The 17423-nt window shown below is 59.7% G+C and carries 10 protein-coding genes; 7 read left to right on the forward strand and 3 right to left on the reverse strand.

Annotated elements, in window-relative coordinates; genetic code table 11:
* Positions 1-90: 90 nt before the first annotated feature.
* Both metH and KGB25_RS16825 read left to right on the forward strand, forming a co-directional pair.
* On the forward strand, positions 91-3801 hold the full coding sequence (gene metH / locus KGB25_RS16820; protein WP_008040076.1) for a methionine synthase: 3711 nt from the start codon (positions 91-93) through the stop codon (positions 3799-3801).
* Positions 3802-3971: 170 nt separating this feature from the next.
* Complete coding sequence (locus KGB25_RS16825) at positions 3972-4190, forward strand: DUF2970 domain-containing protein (RefSeq protein WP_192227412.1); 219 nt, start codon at positions 3972-3974, stop codon at positions 4188-4190.
* Here the strand turns inward: KGB25_RS16825 and KGB25_RS16830 are convergent.
* Entirely contained in the window at positions 4187-5260 is a 1074-nt protein-coding gene (locus KGB25_RS16830) for an ABC transporter substrate-binding protein (protein ID WP_207285611.1), read from the reverse strand. The genes KGB25_RS16825 and KGB25_RS16830 overlap by 4 nt on opposite strands.
* Positions 5261-5783: 523 nt before the next feature.
* Here KGB25_RS16830 and KGB25_RS16835 point away from each other — a divergent pair.
* Both KGB25_RS16835 and KGB25_RS16840 read left to right on the forward strand, forming a co-directional pair.
* Positions 5784-7442: a nitrite/sulfite reductase gene (locus tag KGB25_RS16835; protein ID WP_008040081.1), complete on the forward strand. Its 1659-nt coding sequence runs from the start codon at positions 5784-5786 to the stop codon at positions 7440-7442.
* Entirely contained in the window at positions 7426-7920 is a 495-nt protein-coding gene (locus KGB25_RS16840; RefSeq protein WP_008035700.1) for a DUF934 domain-containing protein, read from the forward strand. Before KGB25_RS16835 ends, KGB25_RS16840 begins: the two co-directional genes overlap by 17 nt.
* 47 nt (positions 7921-7967) lie before the next feature.
* Here KGB25_RS16840 and KGB25_RS16845 read toward each other — a convergent pair whose 3' ends face one another.
* Positions 7968-11813, reverse strand: a complete 3846-nt coding sequence (locus tag KGB25_RS16845) for a dermonecrotic toxin domain-containing protein (protein WP_223435924.1) — start codon at positions 11811-11813, stop codon at positions 7968-7970.
* 192 nt (positions 11814-12005) lie between these two features.
* Positions 12006-13028, reverse strand: coding sequence for a protease SohB (gene sohB, locus KGB25_RS16850; RefSeq protein ID WP_192416602.1), 1023 nt, complete (start codon positions 13026-13028; stop codon positions 12006-12008).
* Between the two features lie 203 nt (positions 13029-13231).
* Here sohB and KGB25_RS16855 point away from each other — a divergent pair, with 203 nt between their 5' ends.
* The 3 genes from KGB25_RS16855 to KGB25_RS16865 all read left to right on the forward strand — a co-directional run bounded on the left by KGB25_RS16855 (position 13232) and on the right by KGB25_RS16865 (position 16476).
* On the forward strand, positions 13232-13942 hold the full coding sequence (locus tag KGB25_RS16855; RefSeq protein ID WP_008035704.1) for a histidine phosphatase family protein: 711 nt from the start codon (positions 13232-13234) through the stop codon (positions 13940-13942).
* Between the two features lie 64 nt (positions 13943-14006).
* The gene (locus tag KGB25_RS16860; protein ID WP_007976511.1) at positions 14007-14321 is read left to right on the forward strand and encodes an SCP2 sterol-binding domain-containing protein; all 315 of its coding nucleotides are present in this window, start codon (positions 14007-14009) and stop codon (positions 14319-14321) included.
* Positions 14322-14628: 307 nt separating this feature from the next.
* Positions 14629-16476: an amidohydrolase gene (locus tag KGB25_RS16865; protein ID WP_223435928.1), complete on the forward strand. Its 1848-nt coding sequence runs from the start codon at positions 14629-14631 to the stop codon at positions 16474-16476.
* Positions 16477-17423 lie beyond the last annotated feature (947 nt).

Consider the following 17423-nt stretch of genomic DNA (forward strand, 5'->3'; position numbering starts at 1 on the left):
CGATATTCATGCAATTCCCCGACATGCTCTAAAACCGCACAGGTTTGCTATGATTCCGCCCCTTCGTCATGGTCTTTCCGAGTAGTCCCAATGTCCGATCGCAGTGTTCGCCTTCAAGCCCTCAAGCACGCCCTCAAAGAGCGCATTCTGATTCTCGATGGCGGCATGGGCACGATGATCCAGAGCTACAAGCTCGAAGAACAGGATTACCGTGGCAAACGCTTTGCCGACTGGCCAAGCGATGTCAAAGGCAACAACGACCTGTTGGTGCTGACGCGCCCGGACGTGATCGGTGGCATCGAAAAAGCCTACCTGGATGCCGGCGCTGACATTCTGGAAACCAACACCTTCAACGCCACGCGGATTTCCATGGCCGACTACGGCATGGAAGAACTGGCCTACGAACTGAACGTAGAAGGCGCTCGCCTGGCCCGCAAGATTGCCGATGCGAAGACCCTCGAGAACCCGGACAAGCCGCGCTTCGTCGCCGGCGTGCTCGGTCCGACCAGCCGCACCTGCTCGCTGTCCCCGGACGTGAACAACCCCGGCTATCGCAACGTGACCTTCGATGAACTGGTGGAAAACTACACCGAGGCCACCAAAGGCCTGATCGAAGGCGGCGCCGACCTGATCCTGATCGAAACCATTTTCGACACCCTGAACGCCAAAGCCGCGATCTTCGCCGTGCAAGGGGTGTTCGAAGAGTTGGGCATCGAGCTGCCGATCATGATTTCCGGCACCATCACCGACGCCTCCGGCCGTACCCTTTCCGGCCAGACCACCGAAGCGTTCTGGAACTCCGTGGCCCACGCCAAACCGATTTCGGTCGGCCTGAACTGCGCCCTCGGCGCCAGCGAACTGCGCCCGTACCTGGAAGAGCTGTCGAACAAGGCCGGCACCCACGTTTCGGCGCACCCGAACGCCGGCCTGCCGAACGAATTCGGCGAGTACGACGAACTGCCGTCGCAAACCGCCAAGGTCATCGAAGAATTCGCCCAAAGCGGCTTCCTCAACATCGTCGGCGGCTGCTGCGGCACCACGCCGGGCCATATCGAAGCCATCGCCAAAGCCGTGGCCGGTTATGCACCGCGTGAAATCCCGGACATTCCCAAGGCTTGCCGCCTCTCCGGCCTGGAGCCGTTCACCATCGATCGCAGTTCGTTGTTCGTCAACGTCGGCGAGCGCACCAACATCACCGGTTCGGCCAAGTTCGCCCGCCTGATCCGTGAAGACAACTACACCGAAGCCCTGGAAGTCGCCCTGCAGCAGGTCGAAGCCGGCGCCCAGGTGATCGACATCAACATGGACGAAGGGATGCTCGATTCGAAGAAGGCCATGGTGACCTTCCTCAATCTGATTGCCGGCGAACCGGACATCTCCCGCGTACCGATCATGATCGACTCCTCGAAGTGGGAAGTGATCGAAGCCGGCCTGAAATGCATCCAGGGCAAGGGCATCGTCAACTCGATCAGCATGAAAGAAGGCGTCGAGCAGTTCATCCATCACGCCAAGCTGTGCAAGCGCTATGGCGCTGCAGTCGTCGTGATGGCCTTCGACGAAGCCGGCCAGGCCGACACCGAAGCGCGCAAGAAAGAGATCTGCAAACGCTCCTACGACATTCTGGTCAACGAAGTCGGCTTCCCGCCGGAAGACATCATCTTCGACCCGAACATCTTTGCCGTGGCCACCGGTATTGAAGAACACAACAACTACGCTGTGGACTTCATCAACGCCTGTGCCTACATCCGTGACGAACTGCCGTACGCGCTGACTTCGGGCGGCGTGTCGAACGTGTCGTTCTCGTTCCGCGGCAACAACCCGGTGCGTGAGGCGATTCACTCGGTGTTCCTGCTGTATGCGATCCGCAACGGCCTGACCATGGGTATCGTCAACGCCGGCCAACTGGAGATCTACGACCAGATCCCGGTGGAATTGCGCGACGCCGTCGAAGACGTGATCCTCAACCGCACCCCGGAAGGCACCGACGCCCTCCTCGCCATCGCCGACAAGTACAAGGGCGACGGCAGCGTCAAGGAAGCCGAGACCGAAGAGTGGCGCGGCTGGGAGGTCAACAAACGTCTTGAGCACGCACTGGTCAAAGGCATCACCACGCACATCGTCGAAGACACCGAAGAATCGCGCCAGTCGTTCGCCCGCCCGATCGAGGTGATCGAAGGCCCGCTGATGTCCGGCATGAACATCGTCGGCGACCTGTTCGGTGCCGGTAAAATGTTCCTGCCGCAGGTGGTGAAATCCGCTCGCGTGATGAAGCAGGCCGTAGCCCACTTGATCCCGTTCATCGAACTGGAAAAAGGTGACAAGCCGGAAGCCAAGGGCAAGATCCTGATGGCAACGGTGAAAGGCGACGTGCACGACATCGGCAAGAACATCGTCGGCGTGGTACTCGGCTGCAACGGCTACGACATCGTCGACCTCGGCGTGATGGTGCCGGCCGAGAAGATCCTGCAAGTGGCCAAGGAGCAGAAATGCGACATCATCGGCCTGTCCGGCCTGATCACGCCGTCGCTGGATGAAATGGTCCACGTCGCCCGCGAGATGCAGCGCCAGGACTTCCACCTGCCGTTGATGATCGGCGGCGCGACCACCTCCAAGGCACACACGGCGGTGAAGATCGAGCCAAAGTACAGCAACGACGCGGTGATCTACGTGACCGACGCCTCCCGCGCCGTGGGCGTGGCGACGCAGTTGCTGTCCAAGGAATTGAAAGCCGGCTTCGTCGAGAAGACCCGCCTGGAGTACATCGACGTTCGCGAACGCACTGCCAACCGCAGCGCCCGCACCGAACGCCTGAGCTATCCGGCGGCCATCGCCAAGAAGCCGCAGTTCGACTGGAGCACCTACGCGCCGGTCAAACCGACGTTCACCGGTTCCAAAGTGCTGGACAACATCGACCTCAAAGTCCTGGCCGAATACATCGACTGGACGCCGTTCTTCATCTCCTGGGACCTGGCCGGCAAGTTCCCGCGCATCCTCACGGATGAAGTGGTCGGTGAAGCCGCCACCGCGCTGTACGCCGATGCCCAGGAAATGCTCGCCAAACTGATCGACGAAAAACTGATCAGCGCCCGCGCAGTGTTCGGCTTCTGGCCAGCCAACCAGGTGCGTGACGACGACATCGAAGTCTACGGCGATGACGGCAAGCCATTGGCCAAGCTGCATCACCTGCGTCAGCAGATCATCAAGACCGACGGCAAGCCGAACTTCTCCCTGGCCGACTTCGTTGCACCGAAGGACAGCGAAATCACTGACTACGTGGGTGGCTTCATCACCACCGCCGGCATCGGTGCCGAAGAAGTGGCCAAGGCATATCAGGACGCCGGCGACGATTACAACTCGATCATGGTCAAGGCCCTGGCCGACCGTCTGGCCGAGGCCTGCGCCGAATGGCTGCACCAGCAGGTTCGCAAGGATTACTGGGGTTATGCCAAGGACGAGACGCTGGACAACGAGGCGCTGATCAAAGAGCAATACACCGGCATCCGCCCTGCTCCGGGCTACCCGGCGTGCCCCGATCACACCGAGAAGGCCGCGCTGTTTGCCCTGCTCGACCCCGAGGCCGCCGAAATGCGTGCCGGCCGCAGCGGCGTGTTCCTCACCGAACACTACGCGATGTTCCCGGCGGCGGCGGTCAGCGGCTGGTACTTCGCTCACCCGCAGGCGCAGTACTTCGCAGTGGGCAAGATCGACAAGGATCAGGTGCAGAGCTACACGTCGCGTAAAGGTCAGGAGTTGAGCGTGACCGAACGCTGGTTGGCGCCGAACCTGGGTTACGACAACTAACCACTCTTCGCGCTGAGCATCGCCTCTGTAGGAGCGAGGCTTGCCCGCGAAGAACGATGACGCGGTTTTCCTGTAGGACTGTGGTGGCTTCTTCGCGGGCAAGCCTCGCTCCTACAGGATCCGGTTGGAATGTCTATGCTTACGATTCACACACAAGTGACGAGGGGTTTATGGACGATCCAGTCGACAACAAGCCGCCTACTTTCTGGCAGATGCTGCACAGCGTCATGGCGGCGGCGTTCGGGGTGCAAAGCGGAAAGAACCGTGCGCGGGATTTCACCCACGGCAAGCCGAGTCATTTCGTGATTCTGGGGATTCTGTTCACGGCGGTGTTTGCGTTGACGCTCTACGGCATCGTGCAACTGGTGATCACGCTGGCCGGGGTTTAGCGCATCAGGGTTTGCAGGCTGAACGGATAGCGATAAGACACAGGCCGGCCCTTGGCCGACATTCGGCGGAAGTTCACGCCGTAGTCCGGCGACTCACCCATGGCCAGCATTCGCCTGGCGGTTGCCCTGTCGACCAGTTGCAGCAGCGGGATCTGGCGGTCACGGCCGCCGTACCGGCTGATGTCCACGCCCCGATCAAGGTCGTGCACCTGCACCAGTGCCCAACCGCCCAAAGTGAAATGCCCGCCCAACAATACGCTCAACTTTCCATCGACCTTTGCCTGCAACGCGGCCGTCGAGGTATTGACCGCGCTGAACAATGCGTCCTTTCCGGGCACACCGCCCGTCTCCGAATAGGCCTGCATGGCGCCAAACGCCATTTCGTCATTGGCTGACCACACCAGCGAGACTTTCGGGTAGCGCCGGAACAGCAACTTTGCCTGTTCATACGCACGTTCGCGGGTCCAACCGCTGTAAACCAGTTGCCGCAAACGCACTTGCGGGTGCTCGGCCAGCGCTCGCATCATGCCTTGCTCACGCAGTTGCGCCGACGGCGTGATCTTCAGGCCGGAGAACGCCAGCAACTCGATCACCTGACCAGGCGCCACGGGCGGATGCTGGCGAATCAGCTCCTTGGCCATCAGGTAACCGCCCTCCTCGTCGTTGGGCACCAGGCTGCCCAGTCGATCAGGGCGTTCACCCAGCAGGCTCATTTGGTTGGCCGTCAGCGACGCGTTGACCATAAACAGTTTCACGCCGCTGCCTTGCGCCAGGCGCAACACTTGCGGGGCAATGTACTGTTCGTTGGCGAAGATCAGATAGTCCGGACGATCGGGACCTTGCAGTGCACGGCGCGCTTGCGCCAGCGTGAGTTCCGGCATGCGCCGGGAATAGAGAATCCGAAGGTCGATACCCAGGTCCGTGGCGGCCGCCTGCATGAATTGCGAATAGCTGACCCAGAAGGCTTCGTCAGTTTCCCCGGGATTCAGGAACAACACCGATTCCGCTCGCGCAGCAGGGCCGTAAACCGTGCCGAGCAGCAACAGAAAGGTGTAGAAAAACTTCAACATGGATCGTCCGAGCCCCCGGAAATTCGCCGCGCATTATAGCCAGCGAACACCCGTAAAACGGCGTTTATTACAGTTTTTGTCCGACAATTGTCGGGACCGGGCCCGGACGGGGTCGGTTATTGATGGCTGACCCAGAATACCGCTGTCCCCACGACCAGAATGATCAGAAACAGAATGGCCCAGGCATCGACCGTACTGTCAGGCTTTGAAGCTTTGGTAGGGTTGCTCATTGCATCGCCTCTTGTCGGTTTTATCGGTGATTGCATAAAGACTCGACCACAGTTAAGACGATGATTGCCCACACCACAAATACGGGTTTAGTAATAACGATTCTCGTTAGTCGATTTGGTTCTTTACATATACTCAAACATCACTTTTGCGCATAACTCCAAACTGGTATCTTGCCCCGGCTCCGTTGGGAGTGCGCGGCCGTGCGCGCAGAATTGCCGAGGCAGTATCGGAGACTTTCCAGGCGAAAAACGCAACTGGATCCGACCGGCCCAAGCCTGAGAACAGGACTTATATGTACGTATACGACGAGTACGATCAGCGGATCATCGAGGACCGCGTCAAGCAGTTCCGTGATCAGACCCGACGCTATCTGGCAGGCGAGCTGAGCGAAGAAGAATTCCGCCCTCTGCGTCTGCAAAACGGGCTTTACATCCAACGCTTCGCGCCGATGTTGCGAGTGGCGGTGCCTTACGGCCAGCTGACTTCGCGCCAGACGCGAATGATGGCGAAGATTGCCCGCGACTATGACAAGGGCTACGCCCACATCAGCACCCGCCAGAACGTGCAGTTCAACTGGCCGGCGCTGGAAGACATCCCGGACATCCTTGCCGAACTGGCGACCGTGCAGATGCACGCGATCCAGACCAGCGGCAACTGCCTGCGCAACGTCACCACCGACCAGTTCGCCGGTGTCGCTGCCGACGAGCTGATCGATCCGCGCCCATGGTGCGAGATCGTCCGCCAGTGGACCACGTTCCACCCGGAATTCGCTTACCTGCCGCGCAAGTTCAAGATCGCCATCAACGGTTCGACTTCCGACCGTGCGGCCATCGAAGTCCACGACATCGGCCTTGAGCCGGTGCACAACGCCGCTGGCGAACTGGGTTTCCGTGTGCTGGTCGGTGGCGGCCTCGGTCGTACGCCGGTAGTCGGGGCGTTCATCAATGAATTCCTGCCGTGGCAAGACCTGTTGAGCTACCTCGACGCCATCCTGCGCGTGTACAACCGCTATGGCCGTCGGGACAACAAGTACAAGGCGCGGATCAAGATCCTGGTCAAGGCCCTGACACCTGAAGTCTTCGCGCAGAAAGTCGACGCGGAAATGGAACACCTTCGCGGTGGCCAGACCACGCTGACCGAAGCCGAAGTGCATCGCGTCGCCAAACACTTCGTCGACCCGGACTACAAGGCGCTGGACAACCAGACCGCCGAACTGGCCGAGTTCGACAAGCAGCACCCGGGCTTCGCCCGCTGGCGTACCCGCAACACCCTGGCGCACAAAAAGCCGGGCTATGTTGCCGTGACCCTGTCCCTGAAGCCGACCGGCGTTGCGCCGGGCGACATCACCGACAAGCAGCTCGATGCCGTGGCCGACCTGGCCGATCGCTACAGCTTCGGTCAACTGCGTACGTCCCACGAGCAGAACATCATTCTGGCCGACGTCGAACAGTCCCAACTGTTCGCCATGTGGGGCGAATTGCGCGAGCAAGGTTTCGCCACGCCGAACATCGGTTTGCTGACCGACATCATCTGCTGCCCTGGCGGCGATTTCTGCTCGTTGGCCAACGCCAAGTCGATCCCGATCGCCGAATCGATCCAGCGCCGTTTCGACGACCTGGATTACCTGTTCGACATCGGCGAACTGGACCTGAACATCTCCGGCTGCATGAACGCCTGTGGTCACCACCACGTCGGCCACATCGGTATTCTCGGGGTGGACAAGAAAGGCGAAGAGTTCTACCAGGTATCCCTCGGCGGCAGCGCCAGCCGTGATGCGAGCCTGGGCAAGATCCTCGGCCCGTCCTTTGCCCAGGACGCCATGCCAGACGTGATCGAGAAACTGATCGACGTGTACATCGAACAACGTACCGAAGACGAGCGTTTCATCGACACCTATCAGCGTATTGGCATCGACCTCTTCAAGGAACGCGTCTATGCAGCGAATAATTAAGAACAACGAAGTCGTCGACGAAACCTGGCACTTGCTGCCCAAGGATTTCAACATCGACGAGATCACCAACTGCGACGACTACATCGTCCCGTTGCAGCTGTGGCGCGAACACAGCCGCATGCTCCTGGCCCGCGATGGCGGCCTGGGCGTGTGGCTGGATGCCGACGAAGAAGCTGAAGAAATCGGTGAAGACGTGGCGAGTTTCCAGGTCATTGCCTTGAACTTCCCGGCCTTCACCGATGGCCGCAACTACTCCAACGCCCGCCTCCTGCGTGACCGTTACGGTTTCAAAGGCGAACTGCGGGCGATTGGCGATGTGCTGCGCGACCAGTTGTTCTACATGCATCGCTGCGGTTTCGACGCCTTTGCAGTGCGCGCCGATAAAGACCCGTACGAAGCCCTGGAAGGTCTCAAGGACTTCTCGGTGACCTATCAGGCCGCCACCGACGAACCGCTGCCGCTGTTCCGTCGCCGTTGACGTATAAAGCCTTGGCCCCGGACGGGGTCAAGGCTTTGTTGGCGCTCCTATCGCAGGATCGGTATCGGTTGCCCCAAGGCCACCCAGTCCCGGTATAGCTGCGCACGGTTTTCCAGCACCGCGAAAACCGCAAGAGGGTTGTCGAAAGCGCCCTCCGGCATAGGTGTATTCCTGCTCAATCGCCCCCACAACTGGTCCGAAGCGTCTGCTTCCGTCAACAGTCGCCATACCCGTGCCTGAAGGTCTGGATAGTTGACCTGGAAATCCGGGGTGAGCGTCAATGTATTCATGGTCCCCAAAAACCGCCCACCACCTGGCTTGAGTGCCAGTCGCTGCCAGATTTGCAGCCTTGCATCGCGCAGCCCTTCTTCAGTCCCGTTCAACCAGGCCGCCGGATTCCCATAGTCAGGCCCCGCCGCACTCAACCACAAATTGATCCCCGTTTGTTCTCGATGCGTAATCAGTCGCCGCAACGTGTCTTCGTCGGTCAACGGGTTGTTCCACAGCAGCACCCGGTCCCTGGTGATGGCCTGGTTCAGCACCGCCTGGGGGACCCGCGTGATCCGGTTATCACGCAAATCCAGGGAGGTCAGGTACGGCTCATGCGTGATCCCGACCGGGCATCGACTTATTCCGGTATTCCTCAGGTTGAGCTGACGCAGGTTATTCAAGCCGAGCACCATCGGTGGTACGCCCAACGGGTTGTCACTCAGGTCGAGGCTTTGCAGACTGGTCAGATCGGTCAGTTGTGAAGCGGCGCGCTCACTGAATACCAGTTGGGTGGCGCGCAGATTGAGTGAGGACAGGTGTCTCAACCCGCAAAGGGAAGGAGGCAAGGCGCACCCCTCGTGGCCGTCCTCGGAGAAATGACGCAAGTCGACGTTTTCCAGATTTAACGTCTCAAGATTCGGGAAGCTTTCGAGAAAGCCGTTCAAACTGCCCTCCTCGGTCAGATGGAAGCCTTGCATCGACAATTCGAGCACATCGTCCAACCGGACACTCAGAGTGGGCAGTCGGTGATAGTTCTCGAAGGCAAGATCGAGCCTGACGCCGTGCAGCTGCTCGCCTGAGTACAGGCGATTTAGCGGTGGCCCGCGTTTTTGCCAGATAGCGACAAGCTCTACGGCAAGCTCAGTCCTGATCGCTCGCTCCTCATTCAAACCCGTTTGCAGGACATGCGCATTGTGCACGGCGATTTGCGCATGGCTCATACCCGCAGCGGCTTCGTCGCCCATGGCCAGCAAGGGAAGTTCGATGTGTTCAATGTCTTGCGCGGCTTGATCGACCCAGTCCATCAACTCGGTGTTGAGTTGGTGCAACTGAAGATTCAGCCCGTCGATGTGCGCCTGCACGGATACACCCGCACGCTGTATGACCTGATCCGCGTCCGCGTCGGTGAAGTCCGGGTAAATGTCCTTGATCTGTAACCGGGTGGCCTGCAGTTTCATGGCGTCACCCTGAGGCGTCGTCGGGTAGCCTCCACCGCGCAGCCCCTGCCGCTCGAAGGTCAACCCGGAGTCGAGCCTTTGCAAGCCAAGCAGGGTTTCAGTTCGGGACAATGCGTGATCGCTGAGGCTGAGCCGCAACTCGCTGGCTGGTTCCAGCGACGTGAGTTGCAACACTGAGCGCTCGTCCTCCGACAGCACGCCGAGGATCGCGTCGTAGAAATCCGTTTGCCGGCCTTGCCGCAGGTAACGGTTTCCCACCTTGATGACGTATCGGAAGTTCGGGGTATCGAGGGGACCGCAACGGTCAAGCACCCGGCCAGTGGACGAACCGTCGAGAACCTCGATCCGCAAGTCCTGGGGCCAGCCGGGCAGGTTTTTCAGGGAATGCAATGCCAGCCTGTCCGTCTCGACGTTCACCACCGAGCGCAGATAAAAGCCTTCATAGGCACGATTGAGCCGCACATGCTGTTGGTATTGCCGTGCCTTGCTGTCCAGACGTGCGAAAACCTGCCTGGCCTCGGCCATCTCGGGCGCTCTTTGGATATCCACGCCATAGCGGTCGAGCATTTGCTCGATAGCGCTTGTTGGCAAGCCCGGGTATTGATCCTGGAACAACCGAACCCATTCAAGCTCTGAACGTTGCAGTTCAGCGTAACGTTGGCCGAATAGCACCAGGTCCCCGGCCGGCCCGAGCTCCTGATCGATCCTGAAGCGATTGATGGTGTCAGCCAACAAGGGCGTCGGCGAGCGGCCAGTCTGGATCAACCGCAGCATGTCGTCGTCAATCGTGCTGACCTTGCCGATCTGCGCCAGCACTTCATCGCTGAACGACGCCACAGAGGGGCCAATTGCGCGAATGAGTTCGACGCGGGTCGCCGGCACCACGTTCGAAGGGCCTGGAGTTGGAGCAACGGCCACTTCCGGCACGGGCCTTGCGCCTTCCTCTGCTGAATCGACGATGACTGCGTCACCTTTTTGCGCCACCTCCGCGACGATCGGCAAGGCATTGAGCAAGCCAAAAACAGTGCGCGTCACGCCCTCTGAGCGTTCGCTGGATGTCTTGCCATTGACTATCTGGTCGATGCCGTAGCCCGCATCGATAAACCCGGCCAACGCCAATATCCCCTCGCCTCCCGGAACGAACAACGCCAAGGGCCCAAAGCGGTTGACCCACTGCACAAGCGGCTCAACGACCGCGCTTAGATTGTCACGATTGACCTGGGCATCGTCACGGATGCTTTTGATGCTGGCCCGGGCGGCCTGCTTCATCGTCAGCACGCACTGGGCAAACGGATCGGTGTCAGATGCCGGATCGTCGTAGCCAATGTACTCGTCCGGGTCCCAGTAGCCGTCGTTGTTGAAAAAACCGGCATTGTTCGTCAGCCAGTGTTTTGCCGGATACAACGCCATGCCATCCAGCGCCGTCAGAACACCGGCATGAAACGTACCGTCTTCGCGGTCATCTTCAGCAAAGTGGGCGGCCAATGCCTGCCTGGTCTCACTCACTCGGCCTTGAGTGGCAATCCATTGGTGCAGTTGAACGGCATCGGCGAATTCGTGCAGCGGAGAAGAGTTGCCGGGAATGTACAACAGCACTCTGGGGCTTGCGGTGTCGCGAAAGGCCCAAGTATCGGTCGCGGTATAACGGTAGAGCTTTAACCGGCCGATCCTGACCGAGGAAGGCGCGTGAGTCGGTGCTTGCAGTTGCCCGGTGGTCAGTGTTTCCCATGGCTGATCGGGCGGTAAACCCGCCGCTCGCATCGCCAGTTCCAGGCCTTTTGGCGACAGGCGTTGTTCGTGAAATTGCAACCAGGCGGCCATGACGAACGCCGCTTTGACCGACGTCCTCAGCGCGTAAGGTTCGGCTGCAACAAGTACGTCATCGGCTGGCCAGGCTTGACCGAGATACGCTTCGTACAAGTCCTTCAGTTCCAGTTCCCAGACCCATTTCTTGTAATCGGCAGGCCGCAGGTTGATCTGTGTTGAAGGCCCGTAAACTTGCGGTGTGGTTTGGCGATAGATGCCTTCATACGTCTGGTGATTACCGCTGCCGTGGTCGGCGAACTCATCGACGTTTTTCACAATGCGTACGGCAGGCCCGATATCCGGCGGCGTGTACAGGCCGAACGCTGTTTCAGCGAAACGCCCGTCACCCACAGTCTGATAGTTGGATAACAACGTTTGCAGCAGCGAGCGGGAACTCGCCACTTGCCCTTGCTCGATACCGTTTTCTGCTGGATGGCCCTTGTAGTTGTAATCAAGCGTAACCAGCAAGGCTGTCTGCGGATCAATTCCCTGGCCCCATTTTTCCTTGATCAGGTGTTCGCCAAACTGGCCGGGGGTCTGGGGCAGCGCGATATCCAGCGAGGCTTTCAGTTCGTCGCGCATTCGTGCAGAGGGCGCTGGATGCGGGCCGGCAGCGTTGTTATGAGGGAGCTCTTTCATGGTGCATTCCATTGCAATCATTTCAGGAACACCACCCTACCCAACCCGGGCTGCCGAAAAAGCCGGACCGATTGACAGTGACGATAGGAAATTTCGCTGCATGCGCACGGAAAGCGCGGCCTTGCGAAAGGCAAAAAAAAACCGTGGAGGCTATCCACGGTTTCATTTTTCAGGCGACGGTGTTTTGAAAAATCACCAGAAGCGTTGCTGGGTCAACCGACTCCACCAGCTCAGCAATACGCGATCGACCGAGCCGCTGGCCGCCATGCCGATGCGCTCTTGCAGGCTTTTGCGTTCGGCGTAGTGCAGGTGATAAAGCTCCGATTTCTTCGCGCGCTCGGCGAGGTATTCATCGCTGGTCTTGAGCTCGTCCACCAGTTGCTTGTCCAGCGCCGCAATGCCGAGCCAGATTTCGCCGGTCGCCACTTCGTCGATGGCCAGTTGCGGGCGATAGCGGGAAACGAAGTTCTTGAACAGCTGGTGAGTGATGTCCAGGTCTTCCTGGAACTTCTCACGGCCCTTCTCGGTATTTTCGCCAAACACGGTGAGGGTGCGTTTGTACTCGCCGGCGGTCAGGACTTCAAAGTCGATGTCGTGCTTTTTCAGCAGGCGATTGACGTTGGGCAACTGCGCCACCACGCCGATCGAGCCGAGAATCGCGAACGGCGCGCTGATGATCTTCTCGCCGATGCACGCCATCATGTAACCGCCACTGGCCGCGACCTTGTCGATACACACGGTCAAAGGCACGCCGGCATCGCGGATGCGCGCCAGTTGCGAGGATGCCAGGCCGTAGCTGTGAACCATGCCGCCACCGCTTTCCAGACGCAGCACCACTTCATCCTTGGGCGTGGCCAGGGTCAGTAGCGCGGTGATCTCGTGACGCAGGCTTTCAGTGGCCGATGCCTTGATGTCACCGTCGAAATCCAGCACGAACACCCGCGGTTTTGCTTCGGGTTTCTTCTTTTGCTTTTTCTCGGATTTAGCCTCGACCTTGCGCAAGGCCTTGAGCTGGTCCTTGTCGAGCAAGGTCTGCTCCAGGCGTTCGCGCAGCCCTTTGTAGAAATCATTGAGTTTGCTGACTTGCAACTGGCCGGCCGACTTGCGTCGACCTTTGCTGCGCAATGCCGCGAAACTGGCCAGGACCACCAGAATGGCGATCACCAGTGTCACGGTTTTAGCCAGGAAACTGGCGTACTCGGACAAAAACTCCACAGTGACTCCTTCAGTACAATGCGCTGCATAAACGCGCGCGGGATACCATCAGCATACCCATGCGCCGGCTTGGCGACCAGCCGTGAAACCTCTGGCAACAGGCCTGTAACGAGCATTTCAAACAAGCGTATGTTTTTTCATTGACAGCTCACCGCCATCCTCATAACCTCGCCAAACCTTCAACGTACCGGGAAGACGCGGACGTGGGCACTATCTATTTGATTCGACATGGCCAGGCCTCCTTTGGTGCAGACGACTATGACGTCCTGTCGCCGACCGGTATTCGCCAGGCAGAAGTCCTCGGCCGGCACCTCGCCGAGCTGGGTATCAGCTTCGACCGCTGCCTCTCGGGCGACCTGCGCCGTCAGCAGCATACGGCCAACAGCGCGCTGGAACAGTTCGCGGCCGTGGGCCTGCCGGTGCCGACCGTGGAAATCGATTCCGCGTTCAACGAATTCGACGCCGACGCGGTCATCCGCGCGCTGTTGCCGGCCATGCTCGACGATGAGCCCGAAGCGCTGGACATCCTGCGCAACGCCGCGCAAAACCGCGCCGAGTTCCAGCGTATTTTCGCGCTGATCATCGAGCGCTGGCTGGCCGGTACGTATGACACGCCGGGCCTGGAAAGCTGGCTGGGCTTTGTCGAGCGGGTGCAGGCCGGCCTGCATCGCATCCTCGAAAGCGCCGACAACACCCAGAAAATCGCCGTGTTCACCTCCGGCGGCACCATCACTGCCCTGCTCCACCTCATTACGCAAATGCCCGCCAGGCAGGCCTTTGAACTGAACTGGCAAATCGTCAACACCTCGCTCAACCAGCTGAAATTCCGTGGCCGCGAGGTGGCACTGGCTTCTTTCAACAGTCATGCGCACCTGCAACTGTTGAAAGCACCGGAACTCATCACGTTTCGCTGAGTCCGGACTATTGTGACCCTGGCTGTAATCACCCAGCTCTAATTACCCAAGAAAGGATCGAACCATGACCTCCGTAGCTGATGCCGTACAAGCAATGAAAGCCAAGTTCAACCCAGCCGCTGCTGCCGGCCTGGACCTGGTTTTCGGTTTCCGCATCGACGACACCAAGAACTTCTCGCTGATCGTCAAGAACAGCACCTGCGAACTGCAAGAAGGCGAAAACCCGGACGCCCAGGTCACTCTGGTGATGGACGGCGAAACCCTGGAAGGCATCGTTGACGGTTCGACCGACGGCATGCAAGCGTTCATGGGCGGCAAACTGCGCGCTGAAGGCGACATGATGCTGGCCATGAAACTGTCCGAGCTGTTCCCAAGCTAAGACGGCGGTTCCCGCGCTCGGGAGCCTCTCTGGTTGCATACGAATCCCGCCCCTTGTGGCGGGATTCGTCGTTTTTCACCTTTGGAAAACGGCTGTCGGTGAATTTGCGGTCTATATTCCTTCTGGCCGCATGCGTCAGACATCGGCTGTTCTGTCCCCTTTTTCTTCTATGAAAGAACCGAGCGGAGAACACTGCATGAGCCCACCTGACGAGCACGACGGTTTCAACCGTCGACGTGTACTGCAAGGCCTTACGGCAGGTGCCGTCGGCGCCTGGATCAGCCCGCTAATCGCAGGGAGTAAAACCATGCCAGATGCCCCGGCCGACCTCATTCTGTACAACGGACGCCTGCACACCGTCGATCGCAAGAAACCCCAGGCCAGCGCCGTCGCGATCAAAGACGGACGCTTCGTGGTGGTCGGCAGCGACGCTCAGGCCATGGCCCTGCAAGGTCCCGGCACGCAAATCATTGATCTGCACGGTCGCACGGTGATTCCCGGCCTCAATGACTCGCACCTGCACTTGATCCGTGGCGGCTTGAATTACAACCTTGAGTTGCGCTGGGAAGGCGTGCCGTCCTTGGTCGATGCCTTGCGGATACTCAAGGATCAGGCCGACCGCACACCCACGCCGCAATGGGTACGGGTGGTCGGCGGCTGGAACGAATTCCAGTTCGCCGAAAAGCGCCTGCCAACGATTGATGAACTGAACAAAGCCGCGCCGGATACGCCGGTGTTCGTGCTGCACCTCTACGACCGCGCCCTGCTCAACCGCGCCGCGTTGAAAGTAGTCGGCTACACCCGCGACACGCCGAACCCGCCGGGCGGTGAAATCCAGCGAGATGCCAACGGCGACCCGACCGGCATGCTGATCGCGCGCCCTAACGCGATGATTCTGTATTCGACCCTGGCCAAGGGCCCGAAACTGCCGCTGGAGTACCAGGTCAACTCGACCCGGCAGTTCATGCGCGAACTCAATCGCCTCGGCGTCACCAGCGCCATCGATGCTGGCGGCGGTTATCAGAATTACCCGGACGACTATCAGGTGATCCAGCAACTGGCCAAAGACCAACAGCTGACGGTGCGGATCGCCTATAACCTGTTCACGCAGAAACCCAAGGAAGAGCTGACCGACTTCAAAAACTGGACCGGCACGTCGCATTACGGCCAGGGCGACGATTTCCTGCGGCACAACGGTGCCGGGGAAATGCTGGTGTTTTCGGCGGCGGATTTCGAAGACTTCCTGGAACCACGCCCGGACCTGCCGCAAACCATGGAGCAGGAACTGGAGCCAGTGGTCCGGCATCTGGTGGAGCAGCGTTGGCCATTCCGCCTGCACGCCACGTACAACGAATCCATCAGCCGCATGCTCGATGTGTTCGAGAAGGTCAATCGCGACATCCCGTTCGACGGTTTGCCATGGTTTTTCGACCACGCCGAAACCATCACCCCGCAGAACATCGAGCGCGTCAAAGCCTTGGGCGGCGGCATTGCGATTCAGGACCGCATGGCCTTTCAAGGCGAGTACTTCGTCGACCGCTACGGCGCCAAGGCTGCCGAACACACACCACCCATCGCGCGCATGCTCGCCGAAGGTGTACCGGTCGGTGCCGGCACCGACGCCACGCGGGTGTCGAGCTACAACCCCTGGACTTCGATGTATTGGCTGGTCAGCGGCCGAACCGTCGGTGGTCTGGCGTTGTATCCGCAAGGCTTGAGCCGCGACACGGCGCTGGAATTGTTCACCCACGGCAGCGCCTGGTTCTCTTCCGAGCAGGGCAAGAAAGGCCAGATCAAGGTCGGGCAACTGGCGGACCTGATTGCGCTGTCGGCGGACTATTTCCACATCGAGGATGAAGCGGTCAAATGGATCGAGTCGGTGCTGACGATTGTCGACGGCAAGATTGTCTATGGCACCGCCGAGTTCGAGAAACTCGGGCCGCCGCCTGTACCGGTGGTGCCGGAATGGTCACCGGTGGTGAACGTGCCGGGCCATTGGAAACCGTTGGCGCCGATGACGGCGCAGGTTCATCAGTGTGTCGGGGCTTGCGCTGTGCATGCCCATAGCCATGAGCGGGCGCGGTTGTCTTCGGCGCCAGTGAGTGATTTTCAGGGATTCTGGGGAGCGTTTGGCTGTTCGTGTTTTGCGTTTTGAATTGAACGGCGAAAGCCTGGCCTGAGATTGGCGTTGCTCTCACAGGGTTAACTTTGGACCCTGTAGGAGCTGGCTTGCCAGCGATGGCTGCGTATCAGGTGACGAGTTTTTTGTTGGTGTACATATCCGTTTCTGCGGTTGCTGCTGCTATTGGTTTCGCCCTTACGGCGAGTTACTTGGAAAAGCGCCAAGTAACCAAGCGCCTGCGCCCCTGACGTACGGTGGCTCGCTAAGGCTCGCCATGCCCTCGCTCCGGTCCTGCTCCGTGGGCCCGCCGCCATCGGCCATCCATGGCCGGGGGCGGCTAACCCGGCATCCTTGCCGGGTTGCCCACTGCGCAGAACCTCCACTCGGCCTTCCGACGGGGCAGATCAAGATCAAAAGCCAAAGCCAAAGCGAGGCGGCCTGCCAGCCGACCTGGTTCTTTGCTCGTACGCATCCCCCTGTAGGAGCCGGCTTGCCGGCGATGGCGTCCGTTCAGTCAATAAATATGTTGGATGACCCACCGCTATCGTCGGAACGCCGCCCGCAGCAAGCCGGCTCCTACAGTTGATCGTATTTATCCAAATACATATGCATTTCCTTTGTAGGAGCCAGCTTGCTGGCGATGGACGTCAACGATAACGCGGGCTGTCTGAATGAACGCGTCGTCCGGTCGTTTTTCGCGGGCAAGCCTCGCTCCTACAGGGAATCGTGTGTGCTTTTGACTTTCACCACTCATCAGGCCGAGCGTTAGCTCGCCTTCCGCTTTTGATCTGAGCGCCCCCTCGAGAGGCCGAGTGGAGGTTCTGCGCAGTGGGCAACCCGGCATGGATGCCGGGTTAGCCGCCCCCGGCCATGGATGGCCGATGGCGGCGGGCCCACGGAGCAGGACCGGAGCGAGGGCATGCCGAGCCTAGGCGAGGCACCGAACGAAAGGGGCAAGAGCCCTTTGGTTACTTTGGGCT

This window comes from Pseudomonas sp. BF-RE-21, from assembly GCF_019947305.1.
Lineage (GTDB): Bacteria > Pseudomonadota > Gammaproteobacteria > Pseudomonadales > Pseudomonadaceae > Aquipseudomonas > Aquipseudomonas migulae.

Excerpts from the sequence above, each read along its gene's own strand:
- KGB25_RS16845 (WP_223435924.1), bottom strand. The coding sequence starts at position 11,813 with ATGAAAGAGCTCCCTCATAACAACGCTGCCGGCCCGCATCCAGCGCCC.
- KGB25_RS16860 (WP_007976511.1), top strand. The coding sequence starts at position 14,007 with ATGACCTCCGTAGCTGATGCCGTACAAGCAATGAAAGCCAAGTTCAAC.
- KGB25_RS16825 (WP_192227412.1), top strand. The coding sequence starts at position 3,972 with ATGGACGATCCAGTCGACAACAAGCCGCCTACTTTCTGGCAGATGCTG.
- KGB25_RS16840 (WP_008035700.1), top strand. The coding sequence starts at position 7,426 with ATGCAGCGAATAATTAAGAACAACGAAGTCGTCGACGAAACCTGGCAC.
- KGB25_RS16865 (WP_223435928.1), top strand. The coding sequence starts at position 14,629 with ATGCCAGATGCCCCGGCCGACCTCATTCTGTACAACGGACGCCTGCAC.
- KGB25_RS16830 (WP_207285611.1), bottom strand. The coding sequence starts at position 5,260 with ATGTTGAAGTTTTTCTACACCTTTCTGTTGCTGCTCGGCACGGTTTAC.
- metH (WP_008040076.1), top strand. The coding sequence starts at position 91 with ATGTCCGATCGCAGTGTTCGCCTTCAAGCCCTCAAGCACGCCCTCAAA.
- KGB25_RS16835 (WP_008040081.1), top strand. The coding sequence starts at position 5,784 with ATGTACGTATACGACGAGTACGATCAGCGGATCATCGAGGACCGCGTC.